Consider the following 21,349-nt stretch of genomic DNA (forward strand, 5'->3'; position numbering starts at 1 on the left):
GCTGCCGCGCGTTCTTCAACGCTTCCTGCGCCCGGTATTCACCGCATTCAATAAGCCCGGCACGTTTCCTCTAAACATCTTTTCGATTGTGACGCTTAACTTGCGCCGCCAGTTTGGATATTCATCTACCGTACCCGGCACGTTGACCGGTGAAGTCATAGCAAGCCAGTCTTCAGGTTGCAGCCCCAGCAATGCGCTGTTAGTGCGCGCCAGATAGCGGTGGAAGCCGCGATTGAGCATCGGTGTGAAGGACAATCGGCTGGCAACGGTACCGTGGCGCGCAGGCAACGTATTCATCTGATGCAGCACATCCAATAGCGCCTGTTTTTGTGTATCCCTTTGCCTTAGCAATGACATGTATACGCTCTCCTGGTACAAGCCCAGTTTGTGACCCAGAAAAAGATCCTCATATCTCCAGAATCCCGCCAACGTCGGCAAATCATGGGTACTGGCGCTGGCAATCGACTGCACGGGATACTCGTGCGGCTGACGATAGCGGCCGTCGCCGTGCTGCTCGAAGAACAACACTTTCCACGAGAAAATGCCGCTTTTGCGCAGCAGGCTGACGATCTCTTTTGGCACCGTGCCGAGATCTTCGCCAATGACCATGCAGCGATGGCGCTGACTCTCCAGCGCCAGGATCGCTAGCAGATCCTCAACCGGATAGGCCACGTAAGCGCCTTTATCCGCGCTTTCGCCGTAGGGAATCCACCACAAGCGCAGCAGCGCCATCACGTGATCGATACGCAAAGCGCCGCAGTCACGCATATTGGCGCGCAGCAAGTCGATAAAAGGCTGATAGCCGCGCGCGCGCATCACATGTGGATCGAGCGGCGGCAAACACCAGTTTTGCCCCTGCGGACCGAGGCGATCCGGCGGTGCGCCAACGGAAGCGCCGAGTTTATACAGTTCCGGATCCTGCCAGGTTTCGGCGCTGCCTTGCGCCACGCCGACCGCTAAGTCGCGATATAATCCCACTTCCATGCCAAGCTGCTGGCTAATTTGACAGCAGATGGCAAACTGCTCTTGCGCCACCCACTGCAACCAACTCCAGAACTGAATCTCCTCTTCGTGTTCCGCACACCATTGCTGCACCTCCGGCAGCAAAGCGTTGCGCCAGCCTTCCGGCCAGTTGGTCCAACCCCATTCATCAGGATGCTGCTGGCTGCGTTCGGCGAGAATGCCATCAAACGCCGCCTGATAACGCAGATGGTCGCCGCCCTCAACGATAAATTGCTGGAATCCGGCATCTTCAGCGGCGCGCGGCTGGAAGCGCTGCCAGGCAAAGCGCAGCGCGGCCAATTTCAGTTTGGCCACCGCGCTGTAATCGACAAACTCAGCCGCGCGCGCCTGATCCAGCGCTTTGCGTGTTTTCGCCCTTTGCCACCAACGCTGCGCTGCCTCGCTACGCTGAAAATCCTCCAGCCGATTAACGTCGATATGCAGCACGTTGAGCCAGCGACGCGAGGTTGGGCTGTAAGGACTGGCATGTTCTGGCTGTGCAGGATAAAGCGCATGCAAAGGATTAAGGCCAACGAAGTCACCGCCATTATTGGCAACGTTCTCCAGCATTTGCGCCAAATCGCCGAAGTCACCGATGCCCCAATTGTCATCCGATCGCAGCGTGTAAAGCTGTACTAACGCGCCCCACAGTTTCTCTCCTTGCTCGACTGATGCCGGGATAAAACAGCGGCGTGGCGCAATGATGATGCGAGTTTGCCACTGCTGGCGACCTTTGCGCAGCGTGAGCTGGTGATAACCTTGTGACAGACGTGGCGGCAGTGTGAGCGGTTCTCCGCCCTGCACTTCGCCGCTGAAGATTTTGCCCTGTTCGGTTTGTAGCTGCCAGGAAAAGGTGCCGCTGCCTTGTGGCGTCAGTTGGCGCTTGCTGCGAGCGGCAAATACCTGCACCGGCGGCAGCGGTGGCGCTTTACCGGTTGGCGTTTCCATGACTGCCAGCAACGCGCGTTTGGTCTCATCGCTGATGGTTTCCGGCTCGCCGTGCGCGTTAATAAAGCGCAGCGAAATGCCGGCATCCTGTGTCGCCTGGTCCAGCTTGTTTAGCGTCATCGTGTCTCCAAAATCATCAATCGTGTCTTTATCGGGCCGCCTGCCAAATCCGCTGCTGATAATCGCGAATTGAACGGTCAGAGCTGAAGCGGCCGGTGTGAGCGGTATTGAGGATCGCTGCGCGCGTCCAGGCGTCCGGGTTTTTCCACAACGCTTCCACCTGCTGCTGCGCGGCGATGTAGGCATCAAAGTCGGCCAGCACCAGCCAGGGATCGCCATTTTTGGTCAGGCTTTGCAGCATCAAATCAAACGCATGCTTATCGCCGTCGCTGAACTTGCCCTTCTCCAGCTCCTTCAGCAAACCATCCAGATAAGGATTCTGTTTACGCAGCTTTTTCGGGCTGTAGCCGCCCGCCTTCAGCGCTTTCACCTCGTCCACGCTGTTGCCGAAGATAAAGATATTCTTCGCGCCCACCGCTTCAGCAATCTCCACATTGGCGCCGTCCAGCGTGCCAATGGTGAGCGCGCCGTTCAGCGCCAGCTTCATATTGCCGGTGCCGGAAGCCTCATAACCGGCGGTGGAAATCTGCTCGGAGAGATCGGCGGCCGGAATCATCAGCTCTGCGGCGGTGATGCGGTAATCCGGGATAAACACCACTTTGAGGCGATCGCCGACGAGTGGATCGTTGTTGATCACCTCCGCCACTTTGTTGATGGCATAGATGATATTTTTGGCGAGGTAGTAGCCGGGCGCGGCTTTGGCGCCAAACAGGAACACGCGCGGCACGAAGTCGGGGTTATCCGGGTTGTCGCGCAGCTGGCGATAGCAGTGCAGCATATGCAGCAAACTGAGGTGCTGACGTTTGTACTCATGCAGTCGCTTAATCTGCACGTCAAACAGCGCATCCGGATTGATATCAATGCCGGTGACGCGCTTGACGTAGAGCGTCAGCCGCTGTTTGTTTTGCTGCTTAATGTCGCGGAACTGCTGACGAAACGCCTTCTTGCGGGCGAAAGGTGCCAGCCACGCCAGCGCATCGAGATCGTTGGCCCACTCAACCTGCAAGCTGTCATCGATCAGCGTCGCCAACAGCGGATTGCACTGTTTCAACCAGCGGCGCGGCGTGATGCCGTTGGTCACGTTATGGAATTTGTTCGGCCACAGCAGGTGATATTCCGGGAACAGATCTTTCACCACCAGCTCGGAGTGCAGCGCCGCCACGCCGTTGACGGCGAAACAGCTCACCACGCACAGATTCGCCATACGCACCTGACCATCAGCCACCACCGCCAGCTTGTGCCAGATCGCTTTATCGTCTGGCCACCGTTGCTTCACTATCTTTTTCAGGCGGCGATTAATCTCGCGGATGATCAACATATGGCGCGGCAGCAGGTCGCGCACCAGCTTCTCATCCCAGCGCTCCAGCGCTTCCGGCATCAGCGTGTGATTGGTATACGCAAAAGTGCGGCTGGTGATATGCCACGCATCGTCCCAACTCAGTTGATGCTCATCCAGCAGCACGCGCAGCATCTCCGGGATGGCGATGGTGGGATGCGTGTCGTTAAGCTGGATCACTTCGAAATCAGGCAAAGTGCGAATGGCGCGCCCGGCGAGATGATGACGCCGCAGAATATCGCCCACCGCGCAGGCGCACTGGAAATACTGCTGCATCAGGCGCAGCCGCTTACCTTCGGCATGATTATCATTGGGATAGAGCACTTTGGTCAGCTTGTCGGCTGCAATGCCTTGCTGCTCAGCCTGCAGGAACTGGCCGTTGTTGAACGCGGTGAGATCGAACGGCTGTGCGCTGCTGGCTTTCCACAGGCGTAGCGGCAGCGTGATACCGTTGCGATAGCCCACCACCGGCAAATCCCAGGCTTCGCCTTTGAGGTGAATTTTAGGTCGCCAGCTGAGGCTACCATCGTGGTTCTCTTTGACCTTGCCGCCGAGGCCTACCTGCACATCCAGCGCGGCGTTGTAGCGGAACCACGGATAGCGATCGCGCTGCCAGTCATCCGGCGCTTCCTGCTGCTGTCCGTCGGCAAACGTCTGACGAAACAGGCCGTATTGATAGTTGAGGCCGTGGCCCATCGCAGCCTGGCCGACGGTCGCCATCGAATCCATATAGCAAGCGGCCAAACGCCCCAATCCGCCGTTACCGAGTGCCGGATCCACTTCCTCTTCCAGCAGTTCGCTCAGCTCAACCTGATGTTCCGCCAGCGCGGCTTGCACTTCGTTATACCAGCCAAGATTGAGCAAATTGTTGCCGGTCAAACGCCCCAGCAGAAACTCCATCGACAGATAGTTGACGTGGCGCTGCCCGTGTTTGGCTGGCGCAGGTGGCTGCGTCGCTAGCATTTCTGCCAGCACGCGGCTCAGCGCTTGCCACCATTGCTGCGGTGTCATTTGCTGGGCGGAAGTGAGTCCGAGATGCTGCCATTGGCGGGTGAGCGCGGCGTCGAAACGTGTTTTATTGAATTTTTGCTGCGACATATCAATCCCTTCAAGTCCGTTAACGGTAAAGCCGGGCGAGCGCAAGAGGTGAATGGATAAGTAAAGCTGGGGGCGCAGAAAAAAGCGACAGGGAAATGCAGGTGCGGTGAAAAAAATCGGTGCTGATTTTTGTAGCGGCGCGATTTATCGCGCAATAAATTGCGCCGCTACGGCATTAGCAAAGTTCGAGGTGAACTTCGTGCTGTTCAATCACTTTCAGCACGCTGGCCGGCGGGCTTTGATCGGTATACATGTAATCAATCAGGCTCATATTGCCGAGGTTGACCATCGCATTGCGGCCAAACTTCGAGTGATCCACCACCAGCATCACGCAGCGCGAGTTTTCGATAATGGCGCGTTTGGTGCGCACTTCGTGATAATCGAACTCCAGCAGCGAACCATCCATATCAATGCCGCTGATGCCGAGAATGCCGTAATCGAGGCGGAACTGCGAAATGAAGTCCAGCGTCGCTTCGCCCATGATGCCGCCATCGCGCGTGCGCACTTCGCCGCCGGCGATAATCACGCGGAAATCAGGTTTCGCCATCAGCAGAATCGCCACGTTGAGGTTGTTGGTGACGACGCGCAGATTGTTGTGATTGAGCAGCGCATGCGCCACCGCTTCCGGCGTGGTGCCGATATCAATAAACAGCGTGGCGCCATCAGGGATCTGGCTCGCCACGCGCTCGGCGATGCGCGCTTTCTCCGCCGACCACATCATTTTACGATCCTGCCATGCGGTATTTTCTGAGCTGGACGGCAGCGCCGCCCCGCCGTGATGGCGCATGATTTTGTTCTGATCGGCCAGGTCGTTCAGGTCACGCCGAATGGTTTGCGGGCTGACTTCAAAGTGATCAACAAGCTCTTCGGTACTGACATATCCCTGACGCCGGACCAGATCGATAATGGCGTCATGACGTTGCGTCTGCTTCACATCTCTCTCCTCGGCTCGTGGCCGCTTCTTTTATTGGTGCTGCTAACGACGCGTAATCTTACGCGTATCAACAAATGCCATCGCTAAACCCACCAGCAAGCCGGTGACGTGCGCGGCGTTGGCGATCGACAGACCAAATGCGCCGTACCAGCCAATCACCAACCATACGACCGCAAAGCCAATCAGGCCGCGCTCGAGATAAATACCACTTTCGGGATCGCGCTCGCCGCGCAGCCAGCAGTAACCCATCAACGCGTAAACCACGCCCGACAAACCACCAAACAGCACGCCGCTGAACTTGGCCTGCATCCAGCCGGTTAGCAGCGCCGAGATCAGCATAATCACAAACAGCTTGCCGCTGCCGAGACGCTTCTCGACCGCACCGCCGAGATACCACCACCACATCAGGTTGAACAGGATATGCAGCAGCGAGAAGTGCAGCAGCGCATGGCTAAACCAGCGCCACACCTGGAAATATTGCGAAGAATCCGCCGGCCATGCCAGCCAATCCAGCGCCACATCATCACCGACGATCTGCATCAGGATAAATACCGCGACGCAGGCGATCATGATGGTCATGGTGAGCGGACCTGCGCGTTCGCGAATGCTCGCCCAGATGTGGGTGCGCTCGTAGCGCAAGCCACTTTCGGTGTTGCCGCTATGCCAGCTGGCCGCCTGATAGCGCGGATGGTTGGGATCGCGCACGAACTGCGCGAGTTCGTTTTCGACCCTCTCCAGCTTGCTTTCGTCATCCAACATAATGACAAAGTGGCTTTCGCGCTCAATGCGTAGCGTCACGCCGCGAGTCGCCATGTAGTCGACAAACGCCTGCGCCATGCGCGGATTATTGAACTGGGTGATGCGCATCATGCGGTGATCTCCTTCCTTATGCGATGGGCTCAGGCGTCGCCGAGGGCAACCTGCGCCGGGAATGCCGCGCGCCAGGCATCAAATCCGCCGTCAATGCTGTACGCCGCGCTGAATCCCTGGCCCAGCAGGAACTGCGCCGCGCCTTTGCTGCTGTTGCCGTGATAGCACATCACCAGCACCGGCAAAGCCTGATTGGCGTTGGCGATGAAATCCGCCAGATTGTCGTTGGTCAGGTGCTGCGCGCCCGCCGCGTGGCCCATCATAAAGCTCTGCGGATCACGGATATCCACCAGCTGCGCACCTTGTGCCAGATGCTCTTGCGCCTGCAGGACGTTAATACACTCGAAGGTTTCCATGGTGTCTCTCATTACTTCATCACAATTAGCGCCTAGTTTAACCTGAGAACGCGCCGCGATAACCTGACAAGTCCTGTGGTTATGTGATTTTTTTCCTGTCGGAATGTTAGCTATATCACGCAAAAATGTTTTTATTCAGTTAACCGCTGGCGTAGATGTTGGTTTCCGATTATTATTACGCTCGAAAACGAACATTTTAGAACTATTCCGAACATCGGAGGAGATGACGTGGAAACCAAAGACCTGATCGTGATCGGCGGCGGCATTAACGGAGCCGGCATTGCAGTGGACGCTGCAGGACGCGGACTGTCGGTGCTGATGCTGGAGGCGCGGGATTTGGCCTGTGCAACCTCCTCCAACAGCTCGAAATTGATTCACGGCGGCCTGCGCTACCTTGAACACTATGAATTCCGCCTGGTGGGCGAAGCGTTAGCAGAACGTGAAGTGCTGCTAAAAATGGCCCCGCACATCGCTTTCCCGATGCGCTTCCGTCTGCCGCACCGTCCGCATCTGCGTCCGGCGTGGATGATCCGCATGGGCCTGTTTATGTACGATCGCCTCGGCAAACGCACCACGCTGCCGGGTAGTAAGAGCCTGCGTTTTGGCGCGGATTCGGCCCTCAAGCCGGAGATCACGCGCGGATTCGAATATTCTGACTGCTGGGTTGATGATGCGCGCATGGTGGTACTCAATGCGCAGGAAGTGGAAAAACAGGGCGGCGAAGTACGCACCCGCACGCGCGTGACCCGCGCCTGGCGTGAAGCCGGTTTGTGGATGGTGGAAGCCGAAGATATCGACAGCGGCAAAACCTACACCTGGCGCGCCAAAGGTCTGGTCAATGCGGCCGGTCCGTGGGTAAAAGAGTTCTTCGACGATGGCCTGAAGCTGAAATCGCCGTACGGCATTCGTCTGATCAAAGGCAGCCACATCGTGGTACCGCGCGTCCATCGCGAAAAGCAGGCGTATATCCTGCAAAACGAAGATAACCGTATCGTGTTTGTGATTCCGTGGATGGATGAGTTCTCCATCATCGGCACCACCGACGTGGAGTACAAAGGCGATCCGAAAGACGTGAAGATCGATGACAACGAAATCAGCTACCTGCTGAACGTGTTTAATGGACACTTCAAACAGCAGCTGAGCAAAGATGACATCGTCTGGACTTACTCGGGCGTACGTCCGCTGTGCGATGACGAATCGGATTCGCCGCAGGCCATCACCCGTGATTACACGCTGGATGTGCATGACGACAATGGCCAGGCGCCGCTGCTGTCCGTGTTCGGCGGCAAGCTGACCACCTATCGTAAGCTGGCGGAACATGCGCTGGAGAAACTGACCAAATACTACCCGAATATCGGCCCGGCGTGGACCAAAAACGCGGTATTGCCGGGCGGGGATTTCTCCGGTTCACGCGAGGATTACACCGCCAGCCTGCGTCGTCGCTATCCGTTTATCAGCGAAGGAATGGCGCGTCACTTTGCGCGGACTTACGGCAGCCGCACCGAAGAGCTGCTGGCAGGCGCGAAGAGCATCGACGATCTGGGTGAAAACTTCGGTCACGAGTTCTACGAAGCCGAGCTGCGTTACCTGGTGAAAAACGAATGGGTACGCGAACTGGATGATGCGATTTGGCGTCGTACCAAACAAGGTATGTGGCTGAACGAAGCCGAGCAGGCGCGCATTGCCGAGTGGCTGGCGGTCAACGCACAGAAACCGGCGTTGTCGTTAGCGTCATAATCTCAGCCAATTAAAAGGCCGTTATCCTGATGGGATAACGGCCTTTTTTATGGAAAACAGCACGAAAAATCGCGCCGCTACGAATGCGTGTACATCCCGTAGCGGCGCAATGCATTGCGCGCATTTGCCCTTACAACCCCGCATTCTCGCGGATGTATTTACGCGCTTTTACCGCATATTCGAACGGATTGGCCAGCGCCGGATCCTGCTCCGCTTCCACCACCATCCAGCCTTTATAGCCGTAATCATCGAGGATTTTGAACACCGGTTTAAAATCGATCACGCCATCGCCCGGCACGGTGAAAGTCCCCTTCTTCACGCCATCCAGGAACGACAGCGATTTCTCACGCACTTCGGCTACCACGCTGTCGCGCACGTCTTTCAGATGCACGTGGAAAATACGCGGCAGATATTTGGTCAGCACATCCAGCATCGCCTGCTGTGAACCTTCGGAATAGTAGATGTGGCCGGTATCGTACAGCAGGCCAACATTCTCATTGGTCGATTCCATAAAGCGGTCAATCTCGGCTGGCGTCTGAATGCCGGTGCCCATGTGGTGGTGCAGCGTCAAACGCATGCCTTTTTTCGCGGCGATCTCCGCCAGCTCGTTGTAGCCTTCCGCGGTTAAGCGCCACTCTTCATCGCTGAAAATCGGCTTCTGCTCCAGCACCGCCAGCGTGGTGCCCTGAATACTTTTGCTCTGCTCGGAGCAACCAATCACGCGCGCGCCCATCGCATGCAGGAAATTCATGTGATTGATAAATTCGTCGATGGTTTTCGCTTTGTCGCCGTTGGCGAAGAAGGTGCTGAACCACGCGTTGCAGATCTGAATGCCACGGATATCGAGCATCGGCTTGAGAATCGCCGGATCGCGCGGATATTTGCTGCCCACTTCGCTGCCGGTAAAGCCCGCGAGCGCCATTTCACTCACGGTTTGCTGGAAGGTGTTTTCGCTGCCCAGCTCTGGCATGTCGTCGTTAGTCCAGCCGATTGGCGCGATCGCCAGTTTAACGTTGTCTTTGTTCATGGTGTTGTCCCTGATTCACAGAGGCGGCCGCTGAGCCGCCGAGGAGTATTTAGCGCACAGCTCAGTTATTTGGCGTAGAAATCCGGACGCGGCGGCATGGTTACCGGCTCAATCGCACCGCTATTCTGCGCTTTGTGGCAGGCATCGGCGGCCACGGAAGCAGCAAAACCATCCCAGGCAGAAGGTCCGGTCAGTTGACCGTCTTTCACGTCATTAATAAACGCTTGCAGCTCAACGTCATAAGCATCAATGAAACGGTCTTTCCAGTCGGTCAGCAGCGGCACGCCGAGACGCGCGTTTTTGCGCGTTTGGATCGCCGAAGGCTCCGGCAGCTTAGCGATGCCCTCTTCGCCCACCACTTCACACTGAATGTCGTAGCCGTACGCGCAGTTAACGAAGATCTCCACATCAATGCGGATACCTTTCTGCGTTTCGAACAGCACGATCTGCGGATCTTTCAAATTGGCATGAGACTTCGGCGTGGTGCGCGGGAACACCACCTGCACGGTTTTGTAGTCGTCTTCGGTCAGCCAGCGCAGCACGTCCAGCTCGTGAATCAGGGTGTTGGTGATCGCCATGTCGGTGGTGTAATTCTCGCCGACGCTCTGGTTGCGGTGCGCGCAGTGCAGCATCAGCGGTTCGCCGATTTCACCGCCGGTGATCACTTTTTTCAGCGCGCGATAGCCGGCATCGTACGGGCGCATAAAGCCCACTTGCACCAGACGTTTACCGTGTTTGATCTCGGCATCCACAATGCGACGGCAACCTTCAGCGCTCAGCGCCAGCGGCTTTTCACAGAACACCGGTTTGCCGGCCGTGATTGCCGCCAGCGTAAACTCTTCGTGGGTCGGATCCCAGGACGTCACCAGAATGGCATCGACTTCCGGCGAGTTGATCACCTGATGACCATCCTGATACACCTCGGCTTCGATATTCAGACGTTGCAGCGCAGCACGCGCGCCTTCTATGTTGATATCAGAAACCGCCACCACTTTGGCACCCTGCAAAACGTTATTGCAGCGACGAATGTGTTCCTGACCAATTGCACCGGTACCAATTACACCGAGTTTGAGCGTCATAATTACACCTGTAGAGTCGGATAAGTTAGGGTAAAACAAGGCCGGAGAGCTCCGGCCTAAAAGAGGTTTTAATACTTACGTGCTTGTTCGATATGCACGTTAAGGTTGTCGGCCACTTCTTGCGTGCGCGTTGACGTAGAGGTTTGCGCCACGCCGACGTGCCACCAGCTGAAGTATTTGTGCACCATGGTTTTTGGCAGCACTTTGATGTCGAACAGCACGGAAACGGTCTGCTTCTGCGCGTCGATCAACGCGGCTTCCAGCTGTTCCAGCGTGGTAATGCGGTAGGTTTTGCAGCCGTAACCGCCGGCGATCGCCGCGAAGTCCACCGGCACAAAGCCGCCATCCAGCTTGCCACCTTCCGGATTACGGAAGCGGAACTCGGTGGTGAAGCTGTCCATGCCGTGTTCCATCTGCAGGTTGTTGATACAACCGTTGGTCATGTTATCCAGCAGCACCACGTTGATTTTCGCCCCTTCCTGAATCGACGTGACCAACTCGGAGTGCAGCATCATGAACGAACCGTCGCCAACCATGACGTAGACTTCACGCTGCGGCTGCGCTAGCTTTACGCCCAGCGCGGCATTCACTTCATAACCCATACAGGAGTAGCCGTACTCAACGTGGTACGAGTTGTAATCTTTGGTGCGCCACACGCGCTGCAGGTCGCCCGGCAGACTGCCCGCTGCCGCGACAATCACCGCATCCTTTGGGAGTTGCTCGTTTAAGGTGCCCAGCACGCTGCTCTGCGTCAGCACCGATTTCGTCAGGCGCTCAAACTCGGCAAACAGCGCTTCGCGATCGGCGTGGTCGGCGATTTCCGGAATGAAATCGTCGGTGTTATAGGTGGCAGCATAGACGCGCTGCGTCTCTTTCAACAGCTTGCTTTGCGACAGCTCAATCTGGCCGCCCCAATGGTTTTCGAAACCTTGCAGTTCGCTTTCCAGCGCGGTTAAACCTTCACGCGCATCCGCCAGCAGCTGCACCGCATCCAGCTTGTAGCTGTCGAAGTTGCTGACGTTGAGGTTCAGATAGCTGACGTCCGGATTCTGGAAAATCCATTTCGACGCGGTGGTGAAGTCGGTGTAACGCGTACCGATACCAATCACCAGATCGGCCTCTTTCGCCAGCAGGTTGGCCGCCAGGCAGCCGGTTTCGCCCACGCCGCCGACATTGAGCGGGTGATCGGAAACGATGGTGCCTTTACCGGCCTGAGTTTCGGCAAACGGAATGTTGAAGCGCTCGGCAAATTTCAGCAGCGCATCCCCGGCATCAGAGTATTTCAGGCCGCCGCCGACAATGATCAGCGGCTTGTGTTTACGCGCAATCAGCGCCAGCGCATCTTCTAATTGCGCGGCAGTTGGCAAGCGGCGATCCAGACGATGCACACGTTTCTGGAAAAAGTATTCCGGGAAGTCCCAGGCTTCGCCCTGCACGTCCTGCGGCAGCGCAATCGTCACCGCGCCGGTTTCTGCCGGATCGGTCAACACGCGCAAGGCGTTGATGCAGGCAGTCATCAGCTGTTCCGGGCGGCTGACGCGATCCCAGTATTTGCTCACCGCGCGGAACGCGTCATTGGTGCTGATGCTGAGATCGTGGCTCTGTTCAATCTGCTGCAATACCGGATCCGGTTGGCGCGTAGCGAACACATCGCCCGGCAGCAGCAGTAAAGGAATGCGGTTGGCGGTCGCGGTGGCAGCAGCGGTAATCATGTTGGCCGCGCCGGGACCGACCGATGAGGTACAGGCGATAATCTGACGACGCAGCGACTGCTTGGCAAAGCCAATGGCGGCGTGCGCCATGCCCTGCTCGTTACGGCCCTGATGCACCACCAGATCGCCGCTGTCCTGCTCCAGCGCCTGTCCCAATCCCAGCACGTTGCCGTGACCGAAAATGGCAAAAATGCCTTTCACAAATTTGGTTTCAACGCCGTCAACGTTCAGGTATTGGTTATCAAGAAATTTTACCAGCGCCTGTGCCGTGGTGAGTCTGATTGTGCCCATATGCTTCTTCCTTTACATGCTGGTACCTGCGGCGAGGTACATCGCGGTTCGGGTAAAAACTGCCGTTCACGGCGCCCGCAGATTAAGTGAAACGTGAGGCGATTATAAACAAATATTTTTTTCATTAAACACGATTACAGAAGAAACATTTCATTTTGCGATGGAGATCAAATTCAGCAATGAAACGTGGGCTGCGCAAGCCGCGAAAGGGGGAAAAGTGGAACAGTAACAGGTCATTTGCAGGTCATAACGAAATTTCATTTCACTTCAGTAGCTTCCTTGATTCGCCAGCAATTTCCTGAGACCTGGCTCACAAGCCTGACTATCACTGGAACTCCGAAAGATTCCAACGCTGCTTTGCGGCCTGGTCAGAGTTTTACCTGGCTCACAAAATCGTGATGGATGTTTCATTTCATATTGAATTTGGAATTTTTATTCCTCATACTGCGACCAAAGCCAATCAGGCACCTTGAGAACCCGGAAGCAAAGCGCTCGACGTTGGGCGGCAGCGCCCGCAGTGTCTGCTTATCACAGAAGGAAACAATAGGTATGAGTACACAACAGAAGCGGCTTGATGTGATTTGTATCGGACGCATCGCCGTCGACCTCTACGGTCAGCAAATTGGATCACGCCTGGAAGATATGACCAGCTTCAACAAATATCTCGGCGGGTCTTCCGGCAACGTGGCCTACGGTACGGCGATCCAGGGCCTGAAATCGGCGATGCTGGCGCGCGTAGGTGACGAGCATAACGGCCGCTTTTTGCGTGAAGAGCTGCAACGTGCGGGCTGCAATACCGATGGCCTGATTACCGATAAGCAGCGCCTGACCGGGCTGGTGATCCTTGGGATCAAAGATGAAGAGAGCTTCCCGCTGATCTTCTACCGCGACAACTGCGCCGATATGGGGCTGGTGCCGGAAGATATTAACGAAGATTTCATCACCTCTTCACGCGCGGTCGCCGTCACCGGCACGCACCTTTCGCATCCGCAAACCCGCGCCGCCGTACTGAAAGCGCTGGATATCGCCAAACGCAACGGCCTGCGCACCGCGCTGGATATCGATTATCGTCCGGTGCTGTGGGGATTGACCTCACTCGGCGACGGCGAAACGCGTTTCATTGAATCGGGCGAAGTGACGCAACAACTGCAGGAAGTGCTGCACTATTTCGATTTGGTGGTCGGAACGGAAGAAGAGTTTCATATCGCCGGTGGCAGCACCGATACGCTGACCGCGCTGAAAAATGTGCGTCAATCGAGCCAGGCCACATTAGTGTGCAAACGCGGTCCGCTGGGTTGCGTGGTGTTTGAGGGCGAGATCCCGGATAGCTGGGAACAGACCAAACTGCAGAGCGGCGTGCGCGTTGAAGTGCTGAACGTGCTGGGTGCGGGCGATGCCTTTATGTCGGGCCTGCTGCGCGGCTGGCTGAATGATGAAAGCTGGGAGCAAGCGTGCCGTTACGCGAACGCCTGTGGCGCGCTGGTGGTTTCGCGCCACGGCTGTGCACCGGCGATGCCGACCAAAGAAGAGCTGGATGATTTCCTTAGCCGCGATAAAGAGGTGAAACGTCCGGATCTTGATGTACGTCTTAATCACCTGCATCGCGTCACCACGCGTAAACAGCAGTGGCCAGAGCTGAATGTGTTCGCCTTCGACCATCGCAAACAGCTGGCTGATATGGCACGCGAAGCGGGCGTCAGCGAAGCGCGCATCCCAGAATTGAAACTGCTGCTGCTGCGTGCCGCAGAAGAAGCGGCCAATGAAGCCGGCCTGAATGAAAAGAGCGGCATCCTCGCGGATACCACTTACGGCCAGAAAGCGCTGAACGCGATTACCGGTAAAAACTGGTGGATTGGGCGTCCGATTGAGCTGCCAAGTTCACGTCCGCTGCGTCTTGAGCACGGCAACATCGGCTCACAGCTGGTCGACTGGCCAGCCGAGCACGTGGTGAAATGTCTGGTGTTCTACCATCCGCATGACAGCGCGGAACTGCGTAAAGAGCAGGATGAGCTGGTGCTCGATGTGTGGAATGGCTGTAACAAGAGCGGGCACGAACTGCTGCTGGAGCTGATTCTGCCGGAGAGCAATCCGGACCGCGACGAATCCTACTATTACGACATGCTGAGCCACTTCTACAGCCTTGGCATTCAGCCAGACTGGTGGAAACTGCCGCCGCTGTCTGCCGAAAGCTGGCAGGCGATCAGCGGGTTGATCGAGCAGAACGACCCGCACTGCCGCGGCATTCTGCTGCTGGGCCTCGATGCCCCGGAAGAGACGCTGAAAGCTGGTTTCGCCGCCGCAGCGCAAGCGCCGTGGGTGAAAGGTTTCGCGGTAGGCCGCACCATCTTCGGCCAGCCGTCACGCCAGTGGCTGCAAGGCGAGCTGGATGATACAGCGCTGGTTGAGACCGTGAAAGGGAACTACCTGCGGTTGATCGGCTACTGGCGCGCTGTACGCGGTTAAGTGCGAAGTTAGCTGGGAAAAAGCGGCCAATTGGCCGCTTTTTTGATTATGCTCGCTGGCCCTCATCCTGACCTTCTCCCACAAGTGGGAGAAGGGACCGATCCAGCAACTGTTGAGTAATGAACGCGATCCGGTGTACCGCACAAGACGGTTCCCTCGCCCGCTTGCGGGAGAGGGTTAGGGTGAGGGGAAAACCTGCATATTCTGTGAGGCATTTCATAAACCGATGAAATAAGCGTCACGATGATGCCAAACAAATGAAATTTTCCATCCATCTGGTACTATAGCGCTCATTATCCAGCCATATTTTCTTTTCTAGCGGGCCGAAGTAATGACCAATAATCCAACGCAATTAACCTTGTTACAGGACGAGATCCGTCGTCGCTATGAGACGCTGAGCAAACGCCTGAAGCAGGTGGCTCGTTATATCCTTGATAACAGTAACAGCATCGCTTTCGATACCGTTGCTTCCATCGCACAACATGCCGATGTGCCGCCCTCGACGCTGATCCGCTTTGCCAACGCCTTTGGCTTCAGCGGCTTCAACGAAATGAAACAGGTTTTCCGTCAGCACCTGATGGAAGAGACCGTTAACTATACCGAGCGCGCACGTCTGTTCCGCCAGACCGCCACTGACGACAGCGCCACTTCACCTGAGAGCCCGGCCGAAATTCTCAATGTCTTCACCATGGTGAATAGCCAGGCGCTGCAACAGCTGGCGATGCAGGTGAATCCGGACCAGCTCAACCGCGCAGTAAAAATGCTCGATGAAGCCGAGAACATCTACATCATCGGCCTGCGTCGCTCATTCAGCGTGGCATCGTATCTGGTGTATGCGCTGCGCCATCTGGAGCGTCGTGCGTTCCTGATCGACGGCCTCGGTGGCATGTTCACCGAGCAGCTGAGCATGGTGAACCCGAAAGACGTGGTGATCGCCATCAGCTATTCGCCATACGCGCGTGAAGCGGTGGAGTTGGTTGAGTTGGGTGCCAAACGTGGCGCGCATCTGATTGCCATCACCGACAGTCAGGTCAGCCCGCTGGCCGCCTTCAGCGATGTGTGCTTTGTGGTGCGTGAAGCGCAAGTGGATGGCTTCCGTTCGCAGGTCGCTTCGCTGTGTCTGGCACAGACGCTCGCCGTGTCGCTGGCGTTGAACAACAACGTGCCCAGCGAATAATCTCTTCGCAGAGTCGACCAGCTAACAAAAAAGGCAGCCAAGTGGCTGCCCTTTTTTACGTTGGTGCGCATGTTACGAACGCGGATAATGGTCGCTGTTCACCCAGGCGTGATCCTTCTCCCAGGTAAATTTCCACAGACGTTTTGGACCCGCCATCACGTTGAGATAGTAGTTATCGTACCCGGCAATGGTTGCCACCGGATGATAGCCACGCGGCACCGTCACCACATCGCGGTTATACGGCGCCATGCACTCGTCGAGTGAACGGTCGTCGGTATAGACGCGCTGCATGGCGAAACCTGGCTCAGGATCGAAACGGTGATAGTAGGTCTCTTCCAGATAGGTTTCGTCCGGGCTGTTTTTCTGGTCGTGCTTGTGGCTGGGATACGAACTGGTCGCGCCTTCATCGGTGTAGACTTCCACCACCAGCAGGCTGTCGGCCTCTTTATTGTCCGGCAGAATGTTGTGCACCAGACGCTGATTACGCCCTTTACCACGCTGCTCAACACCAACATCTTCCGGCGCAATCAGTCGCGCCGGCAGGTTGCCGCTGCTCGGTGCATTACACACCGCCAGCTCCAGATCGCTATCCGCATACACTTCCACTTCGTCGTTATGCGGTACGTAAACTGAGTAAGGCGGAGTGCGTTCAAACGGCGACAGACGTTTACCCAGATTCGGAAACTCGGCGTGACGGGTTTTCACCGACGCAAAGCCCGCCACCAGCACCAGACACAACTCTTTGTCGCCGCTACTCAGCTTCAGGCTCTGCCCTTTTTTCAGCAGATAGGCATCAAAGCCGACATATTCCCAGCCCGCGCTTTCCGGCGTGATGTGCTGGATGCGGCCGTTGCTGTCGGGTTTTTGCGCTTTCGAAATCAGAGACATCCTGTTCCTCCTTGTTGAGCGAAATTAGCCCAGCGTCGGCATGCTGAACTCAGATACGGTCTGCTGGCCGCTCGGCCAACGCACGGTGGCGGTTTTCATGCGGGTGTAGAAACGCACGCCGTCTGGACCGTGCACGTTCAGCGCACCAAATACCGAACGCTTCCAGCCGCCGAAGCTGTGGAACGCCATCGGAACCGGAACCGGCACGTTAACGCCAACCATGCCAGCTTCGACGTTCTGCACGAACTCACGCGCGGTGTGGCCGTTGCTGGTGAAGATGGCGCTACCGTTACCGAATTCGTGGCTGTTAACCAGCTGCAGTGCGCTGTCGTAATCGCTGGAACGCATGATGCTCAGCACCGGCCCGAAGATCTCTTCGCGCCAGATGGTCATATCCGACGTCACATTGTCGAACAGCGTGCCGCCAACGTAGTAACCTTCTGCATGGCCAGCAACCTGGATGCCGCGGCCATCAACCACCAGCTTCGCGCCTTCCTGCTCACCTTTGTCGATGTAGCCCAGCACTTTCTTCTGGTGCGCAGCAGAAACCACCGGCCCCATTTCATTCTCTTCGGCACCTTTCTGGATGCCAGGACCGACGCGCAGCGCTTTGATCAGCGGCGTCAGACGCGCAATCAGTTTGTCTGCGGTGTCGTCACCCACGGCAACCACAACCGGCAGCGCCATGCAGCGTTCACCCGCTGAACCAAACGCGCCGCCCATAATGGCGTTCACGGTGGCATCGAGATCGGCATCGGGCATCACGATGGCGTGGTTTTTCGCCGCGCCAAACGCCTGCACGCGTTTACCGTGGGCGCTGGCAGTTTTATAGATGTGCTCCGCTACGCCGGAAGAACCCACGAAGCTGACTGCGGCGATGCGCGGATCTTTGTACAGCTGCTCGGCATCTTCGTTAGACGAATGCACCACGTTGAATACGCCATCCGGCAGGCCCGCTTCTTTCAGCAGTTCGGCCATGCGCACAGATGCGGAAGGATCCAGCGCCGGTGGCTTGAGGATAAAGGTGTTGCCGCACGCCAGCGCGATGGGGAACATCCACAGTGGCACCATCGCCGGGAAGTTAAACGGTGTGATACCGGCGACAACGCCGACCGGCTGCATCAGCGAATAGCTGTCAACGCCGGTGCCCACGCTCGGTGAGTTTTCACCTTTAATCAGATGTGGAATACCGCAGGCATACTCGATCACTTCGATACCGCGCGTCAGTTCACCCAGCGCATCGGACCACACTTTACCGTGCTCAGACACGATCAGTGCCGCCAGCTCTTCGCGATGTTTTTCCATCAGTGCTTTAAAGTTGAACATCACACGGGCACGACGCAACGGCGCGGTTTTCGACCATTCCGGGAAGGCGGCATGCGCGACTTCAATCGCCTTTTCCACTTCAGCAGCGGTGCTCTGCGTCAGTTCACGCACGACTTTGCCGGTCGCCGGATCGTACACGGGAATGGTTTCATTGCTGGCGCTGTGGGTAATTTTGCCGCCGATAAAGTTTCCTACGATAGTCATGTCGTTGCCTCTTAGATGTGAAGTTCCCTGCAGATAGCCCGTTCGAACCGCGACGCTGCGTGTGCAGGCAATACTTAAAGCGTGCTATGAAGCTATCGTAATGAAATGAATTTTTCAAATACTTCTTTTTAGAAAATTTCCTTTTAGCGGCATGGATCGCATTTTTTCCGCCTGCGCTGACAGCCGGGTGTAAATCAGCCCGTAGCGCTGCACTGCTGGTGCTAAAGGCTCGCCAAACCGCTCTGCCGCTAAGCCGTTGCCCGCACCGAATTTATGTCTGAAATCCAGCTTCCCCATGCAACGCGAAACGAAATATGAAATTTTTGCGAGGCAGATCCAATATCTGATATTTCATAATTCAATAATAATGAAATAAATGTTCTCTTTGCAGCACCTAATCCGTATCCGTTTACAGGAGCCGCACATGGCCATCGATCCGACCCGTTTCTGTATTAACCGTAAAATTGCGCCCAGGCTAACGCTGGAAGCCTTCTTTCAGCTGGTACAACGCCTGGGATTGAGCAAGGTTGAACTGCGTAATGACATGCAGAGCGGCAAGGTAACCGATGATCTCAGCGCGGCGCAGCTGCGCGCGCTAGCGGATAAGTACCACATTGAAATCGTGACGATTAACGCGCTCTATCCGTTTAACCGTGCCGATGAGTCGCTGCTGGCTAAAGCCGACGCGCTGCTACAGGAAGCTCAGGCCATCGGCGCAAAAGCGCTGGTGATGTGTCCGCTCAATGAAGGGATTCAGATTTCGCCCCAGCAGACGCTGGAAGCGCTACAGGTACTGGCGCCGCGCTTTGAAAAGTATGGCATTCAGGGGCTGGTTGAACCGCTGGGCTTCCCGGTCAGTTCGCTGCGCTCGGCGGTGCAGACGCAGCAACTGATTCAGCAAGCACAAGTCCCGTTTAAGGTACTGCTCGATACCTTCCATCATCACCTGTATGAGAACGCCGAAAACGAGTTCCCGCAGGAGATTGATATCAACCATATTGGTCTGGTGCATTTATCCGGCGTGGAAGATACCCGCCCAACGGCGCAACTGACCGATGAACAACGCATCATGCTCAGCGACCGCGATGTGCTGAACAGCGTGGCGCAGGTGAAACGTCTGGAGATGTTGGGCTATAAAGGCATTTACGCATTTGAGCCGTTTGCCTCATCGCTGGAGACGTGGAATACCGCTGAGATTGAACGCCAAATTCGCTACAGCATCGAGTTGCTGCAAGCCTGAAAACGAACCCTTATCTGTGTCTAATGACACATTTTGTTAGTGTTGGCCTCGGTCGGAGGCCTTTTTTTCATACCCGTCATATTTTAAGCCATAGCTGCGTTGGCTGCCCGTGCTCACCCCAGTCACTTACGGGCGTAAGCTCCTGGGGATTCTCACGCTTGCCGCCTTGCTCTGACTTAAACTATTTAGGGTATGCCTGAGTTCAATAGCAAAATTATGCGTTCTCTTTAACCTCCCCCATCGGCTCTTCCGGCATCCGCTTAATCATGCGCAGTGTGCAGAACAGCGCTAAACACACCAGCAGTGCGGTGAGGAAATAGACCAGCGACACGCCGGCATAACTCATGATGAAACCGGCGATCGGCCCGGTGATGCCCAGCGACAAATCCATAAACGCGGTATAGGTGGCGAGCGCGCTGCCCTGATTCTGCTGCGGCACCACTTTCACCGCCACCACGCCAATCGCCGGGAATACCAGCGAGAAACCCGCGCCGGTGAGGAACGCGCCCATCTTCGCCATCCACGGGTCGAATGAACCGGCCACCAGAAACAGGCCCATCGCTTCTACCGCAAAGCAGATACTCGCCACGCGCAAACCACCGAGCTTGTTGATGGCATTCGGAAACAGCAGACGCGTGCCGACGAACGCGGCGCTGAACATGGTCAACGCGAAGGCGGCGCCATCCCAACCTTTATCCTGATAAAACAGCGTGATAAAGGTGGCGATCACGCCAAATCCGGCGGAACCCATCGCCAGAATCAGGCCGAAACCATACACCTTGCCCAGCACGTCACGGAATGGCAGCGGCTTGGCTTTGCTGCCTCTCACTGATGCGCGCGGCAGCGCAAGCGCAATTGCCAGCACACAAATGGCAATGATGATGCTGGAGAGCAGCAGCAAGCCGCCGCTGCGGAAAATCACCACGCCGAGCGGCGCACCGATCGCCATCGCGCCATAGGTGACAATGCCATTCCACGAAATCACCCGGCCAATATGCAGCGAACCGACGCGCGCCACGCCCCACAGCGACGTACCGGTGCCGGAAAAACTCTGTCCGATGCCGAGAATCACGCGCCCCAGACACAGCAGCACCAGGCTCAGCACGCCCTGCCCATCGCTGAGCGCCGACAGCAAAATACAGATGCCGCTCAGCAAGCATCCCACCAGCCCCAGCACCACCACTTTTTTCGGCCCCCACAGATCGGCATAGCGTCCCGCGTGTGGGCGACTGAGCAGCGTGGCGATGTATTGCAGGCTGATCACTAATCCGGCCCAGAAGGCGTTGTAGCCCAGTCCGTCATGGACAAAGCCGGGCAGCACCGCCAGCGGCAAGCCGATGGTGAGATAGCTGGCAAAGTTGAACTTCACGATGGAAAGGATCAGTAAATTGAGGCGAAAACGACCGTGTTCAGGTGCGGCGGCAGGCGAGTCAGGCATGAGTGATTGCGCTCGTGGGTGACGGAATTTTTATAACAAGAGGATAACTATACGCCATTTGGTTTTATCCGCATCAGTGAAATGCCCAGTTTTATGGTCATCA

Annotated in this window: 15 protein-coding genes; 4 read left to right on the forward strand and 11 right to left on the reverse strand. The window is 56.5% G+C overall.

Going from position 1 to position 21,349, the window contains the following annotated elements:
- Window positions 1-15 precede the first annotated feature (15 nt).
- The 5 genes from malQ to glpE form a co-directional block, all read right to left on the reverse strand.
- On the reverse strand, window positions 16-2,070 hold the full coding sequence (gene malQ / locus DEU53_RS15395) for a 4-alpha-glucanotransferase (RefSeq protein WP_110867632.1): 2,055 nt from the start codon (window positions 2,068-2,070) through the stop codon (window positions 16-18).
- Window positions 2,071-2,098: 28 nt separating this feature from the next.
- Window positions 2,099-4,504, reverse strand: coding sequence for a maltodextrin phosphorylase (gene malP / locus DEU53_RS15400; protein ID WP_110867633.1), 2,406 nt, complete (start codon window positions 4,502-4,504; stop codon window positions 2,099-2,101).
- 175 nt (window positions 4,505-4,679) lie between these two features.
- Window positions 4,680-5,438, reverse strand: coding sequence for a DeoR/GlpR family transcriptional regulator (locus tag DEU53_RS15405; protein ID WP_008107931.1), 759 nt, complete (start codon window positions 5,436-5,438; stop codon window positions 4,680-4,682).
- Window positions 5,439-5,480: 42 nt separating this feature from the next.
- Window positions 5,481-6,305 (reverse strand): rhomboid family intramembrane serine protease GlpG, encoded by an 825-nt coding sequence (glpG, locus tag DEU53_RS15410; RefSeq protein WP_110867722.1) that lies wholly within the window; start codon window positions 6,303-6,305, stop codon window positions 5,481-5,483.
- Window positions 6,306-6,337: 32 nt separating this feature from the next.
- On the reverse strand, window positions 6,338-6,664 hold the full coding sequence (gene glpE / locus DEU53_RS15415; protein ID WP_008107933.1) for a thiosulfate sulfurtransferase GlpE: 327 nt from the start codon (window positions 6,662-6,664) through the stop codon (window positions 6,338-6,340).
- Window positions 6,665-6,892: 228 nt separating this feature from the next.
- Here glpE and glpD point away from each other — a divergent pair, with 228 nt between their 5' ends.
- Entirely contained in the window at window positions 6,893-8,401 is a 1,509-nt protein-coding gene (gene glpD / locus DEU53_RS15420) for a glycerol-3-phosphate dehydrogenase (RefSeq protein ID WP_110867634.1), read from the forward strand.
- A 130-nt stretch (window positions 8,402-8,531) separates the two neighbouring features.
- Here the strand turns inward: glpD and iolE are convergent, their stop codons facing one another.
- The 3 genes from iolE to iolD form a co-directional block, all read right to left on the reverse strand.
- Window positions 8,532-9,428: a myo-inosose-2 dehydratase gene (iolE, locus tag DEU53_RS15425; RefSeq protein WP_110867635.1), complete on the reverse strand. Its 897-nt coding sequence runs from the start codon at window positions 9,426-9,428 to the stop codon at window positions 8,532-8,534.
- A gap of 65 nt (window positions 9,429-9,493) precedes the next feature.
- Window positions 9,494-10,507 (reverse strand): Gfo/Idh/MocA family protein, encoded by a 1,014-nt coding sequence (locus tag DEU53_RS15430; RefSeq protein WP_110867636.1) that lies wholly within the window; start codon window positions 10,505-10,507, stop codon window positions 9,494-9,496.
- A 68-nt stretch (window positions 10,508-10,575) separates the two neighbouring features.
- The gene (gene iolD, locus DEU53_RS15435; RefSeq protein WP_110867637.1) at window positions 10,576-12,510 is read right to left on the reverse strand and encodes a 3D-(3,5/4)-trihydroxycyclohexane-1,2-dione acylhydrolase (decyclizing); all 1,935 of its coding nucleotides are present in this window, start codon (window positions 12,508-12,510) and stop codon (window positions 10,576-10,578) included.
- A 549-nt stretch (window positions 12,511-13,059) separates the two neighbouring features.
- Here iolD and iolC point away from each other — a divergent pair.
- A complete protein-coding gene (gene iolC / locus DEU53_RS15440; RefSeq protein WP_110867638.1) occupies window positions 13,060-14,973 on the forward strand; it encodes a 5-dehydro-2-deoxygluconokinase in 1,914 nt (637 codons plus the stop codon).
- A 331-nt stretch (window positions 14,974-15,304) separates the two neighbouring features.
- Window positions 15,305-16,150, forward strand: coding sequence for a MurR/RpiR family transcriptional regulator (locus DEU53_RS15445; RefSeq protein ID WP_101762694.1), 846 nt, complete (start codon window positions 15,305-15,307; stop codon window positions 16,148-16,150).
- A gap of 72 nt (window positions 16,151-16,222) precedes the next feature.
- On the opposite strand, the gene iolB is transcribed toward DEU53_RS15445, so the two are convergent.
- Both iolB and DEU53_RS15455 read right to left on the reverse strand, forming a co-directional pair.
- A complete protein-coding gene (iolB, locus tag DEU53_RS15450) occupies window positions 16,223-17,038 on the reverse strand; it encodes a 5-deoxy-glucuronate isomerase (protein ID WP_110867639.1) in 816 nt (271 codons plus the stop codon).
- 24 nt (window positions 17,039-17,062) lie between these two features.
- Window positions 17,063-18,568: a CoA-acylating methylmalonate-semialdehyde dehydrogenase gene (locus tag DEU53_RS15455; RefSeq protein ID WP_008107947.1), complete on the reverse strand. Its 1,506-nt coding sequence runs from the start codon at window positions 18,566-18,568 to the stop codon at window positions 17,063-17,065.
- Window positions 18,569-18,992: 424 nt separating this feature from the next.
- Here DEU53_RS15455 and DEU53_RS15460 point away from each other — a divergent pair, with 424 nt between their 5' ends.
- The gene (locus tag DEU53_RS15460; RefSeq protein ID WP_110867640.1) at window positions 18,993-19,808 is read left to right on the forward strand and encodes a TIM barrel protein; all 816 of its coding nucleotides are present in this window, start codon (window positions 18,993-18,995) and stop codon (window positions 19,806-19,808) included.
- 214 nt (window positions 19,809-20,022) lie between these two features.
- Here the strand turns inward: DEU53_RS15460 and DEU53_RS15465 are convergent, their stop codons facing one another.
- Complete coding sequence (locus tag DEU53_RS15465) at window positions 20,023-21,246, reverse strand: MFS transporter (protein ID WP_110867641.1); 1,224 nt, start codon at window positions 21,244-21,246, stop codon at window positions 20,023-20,025.
- Between the last annotated feature and the right edge of the window lie 103 nt (window positions 21,247-21,349).

The sequence above is a fragment of the Pantoea sp. AG1095 genome (assembly GCF_003208415.1).
Taxonomy (GTDB): Bacteria; Pseudomonadota; Gammaproteobacteria; order Enterobacterales; family Enterobacteriaceae; genus Pantoea; species Pantoea leporis.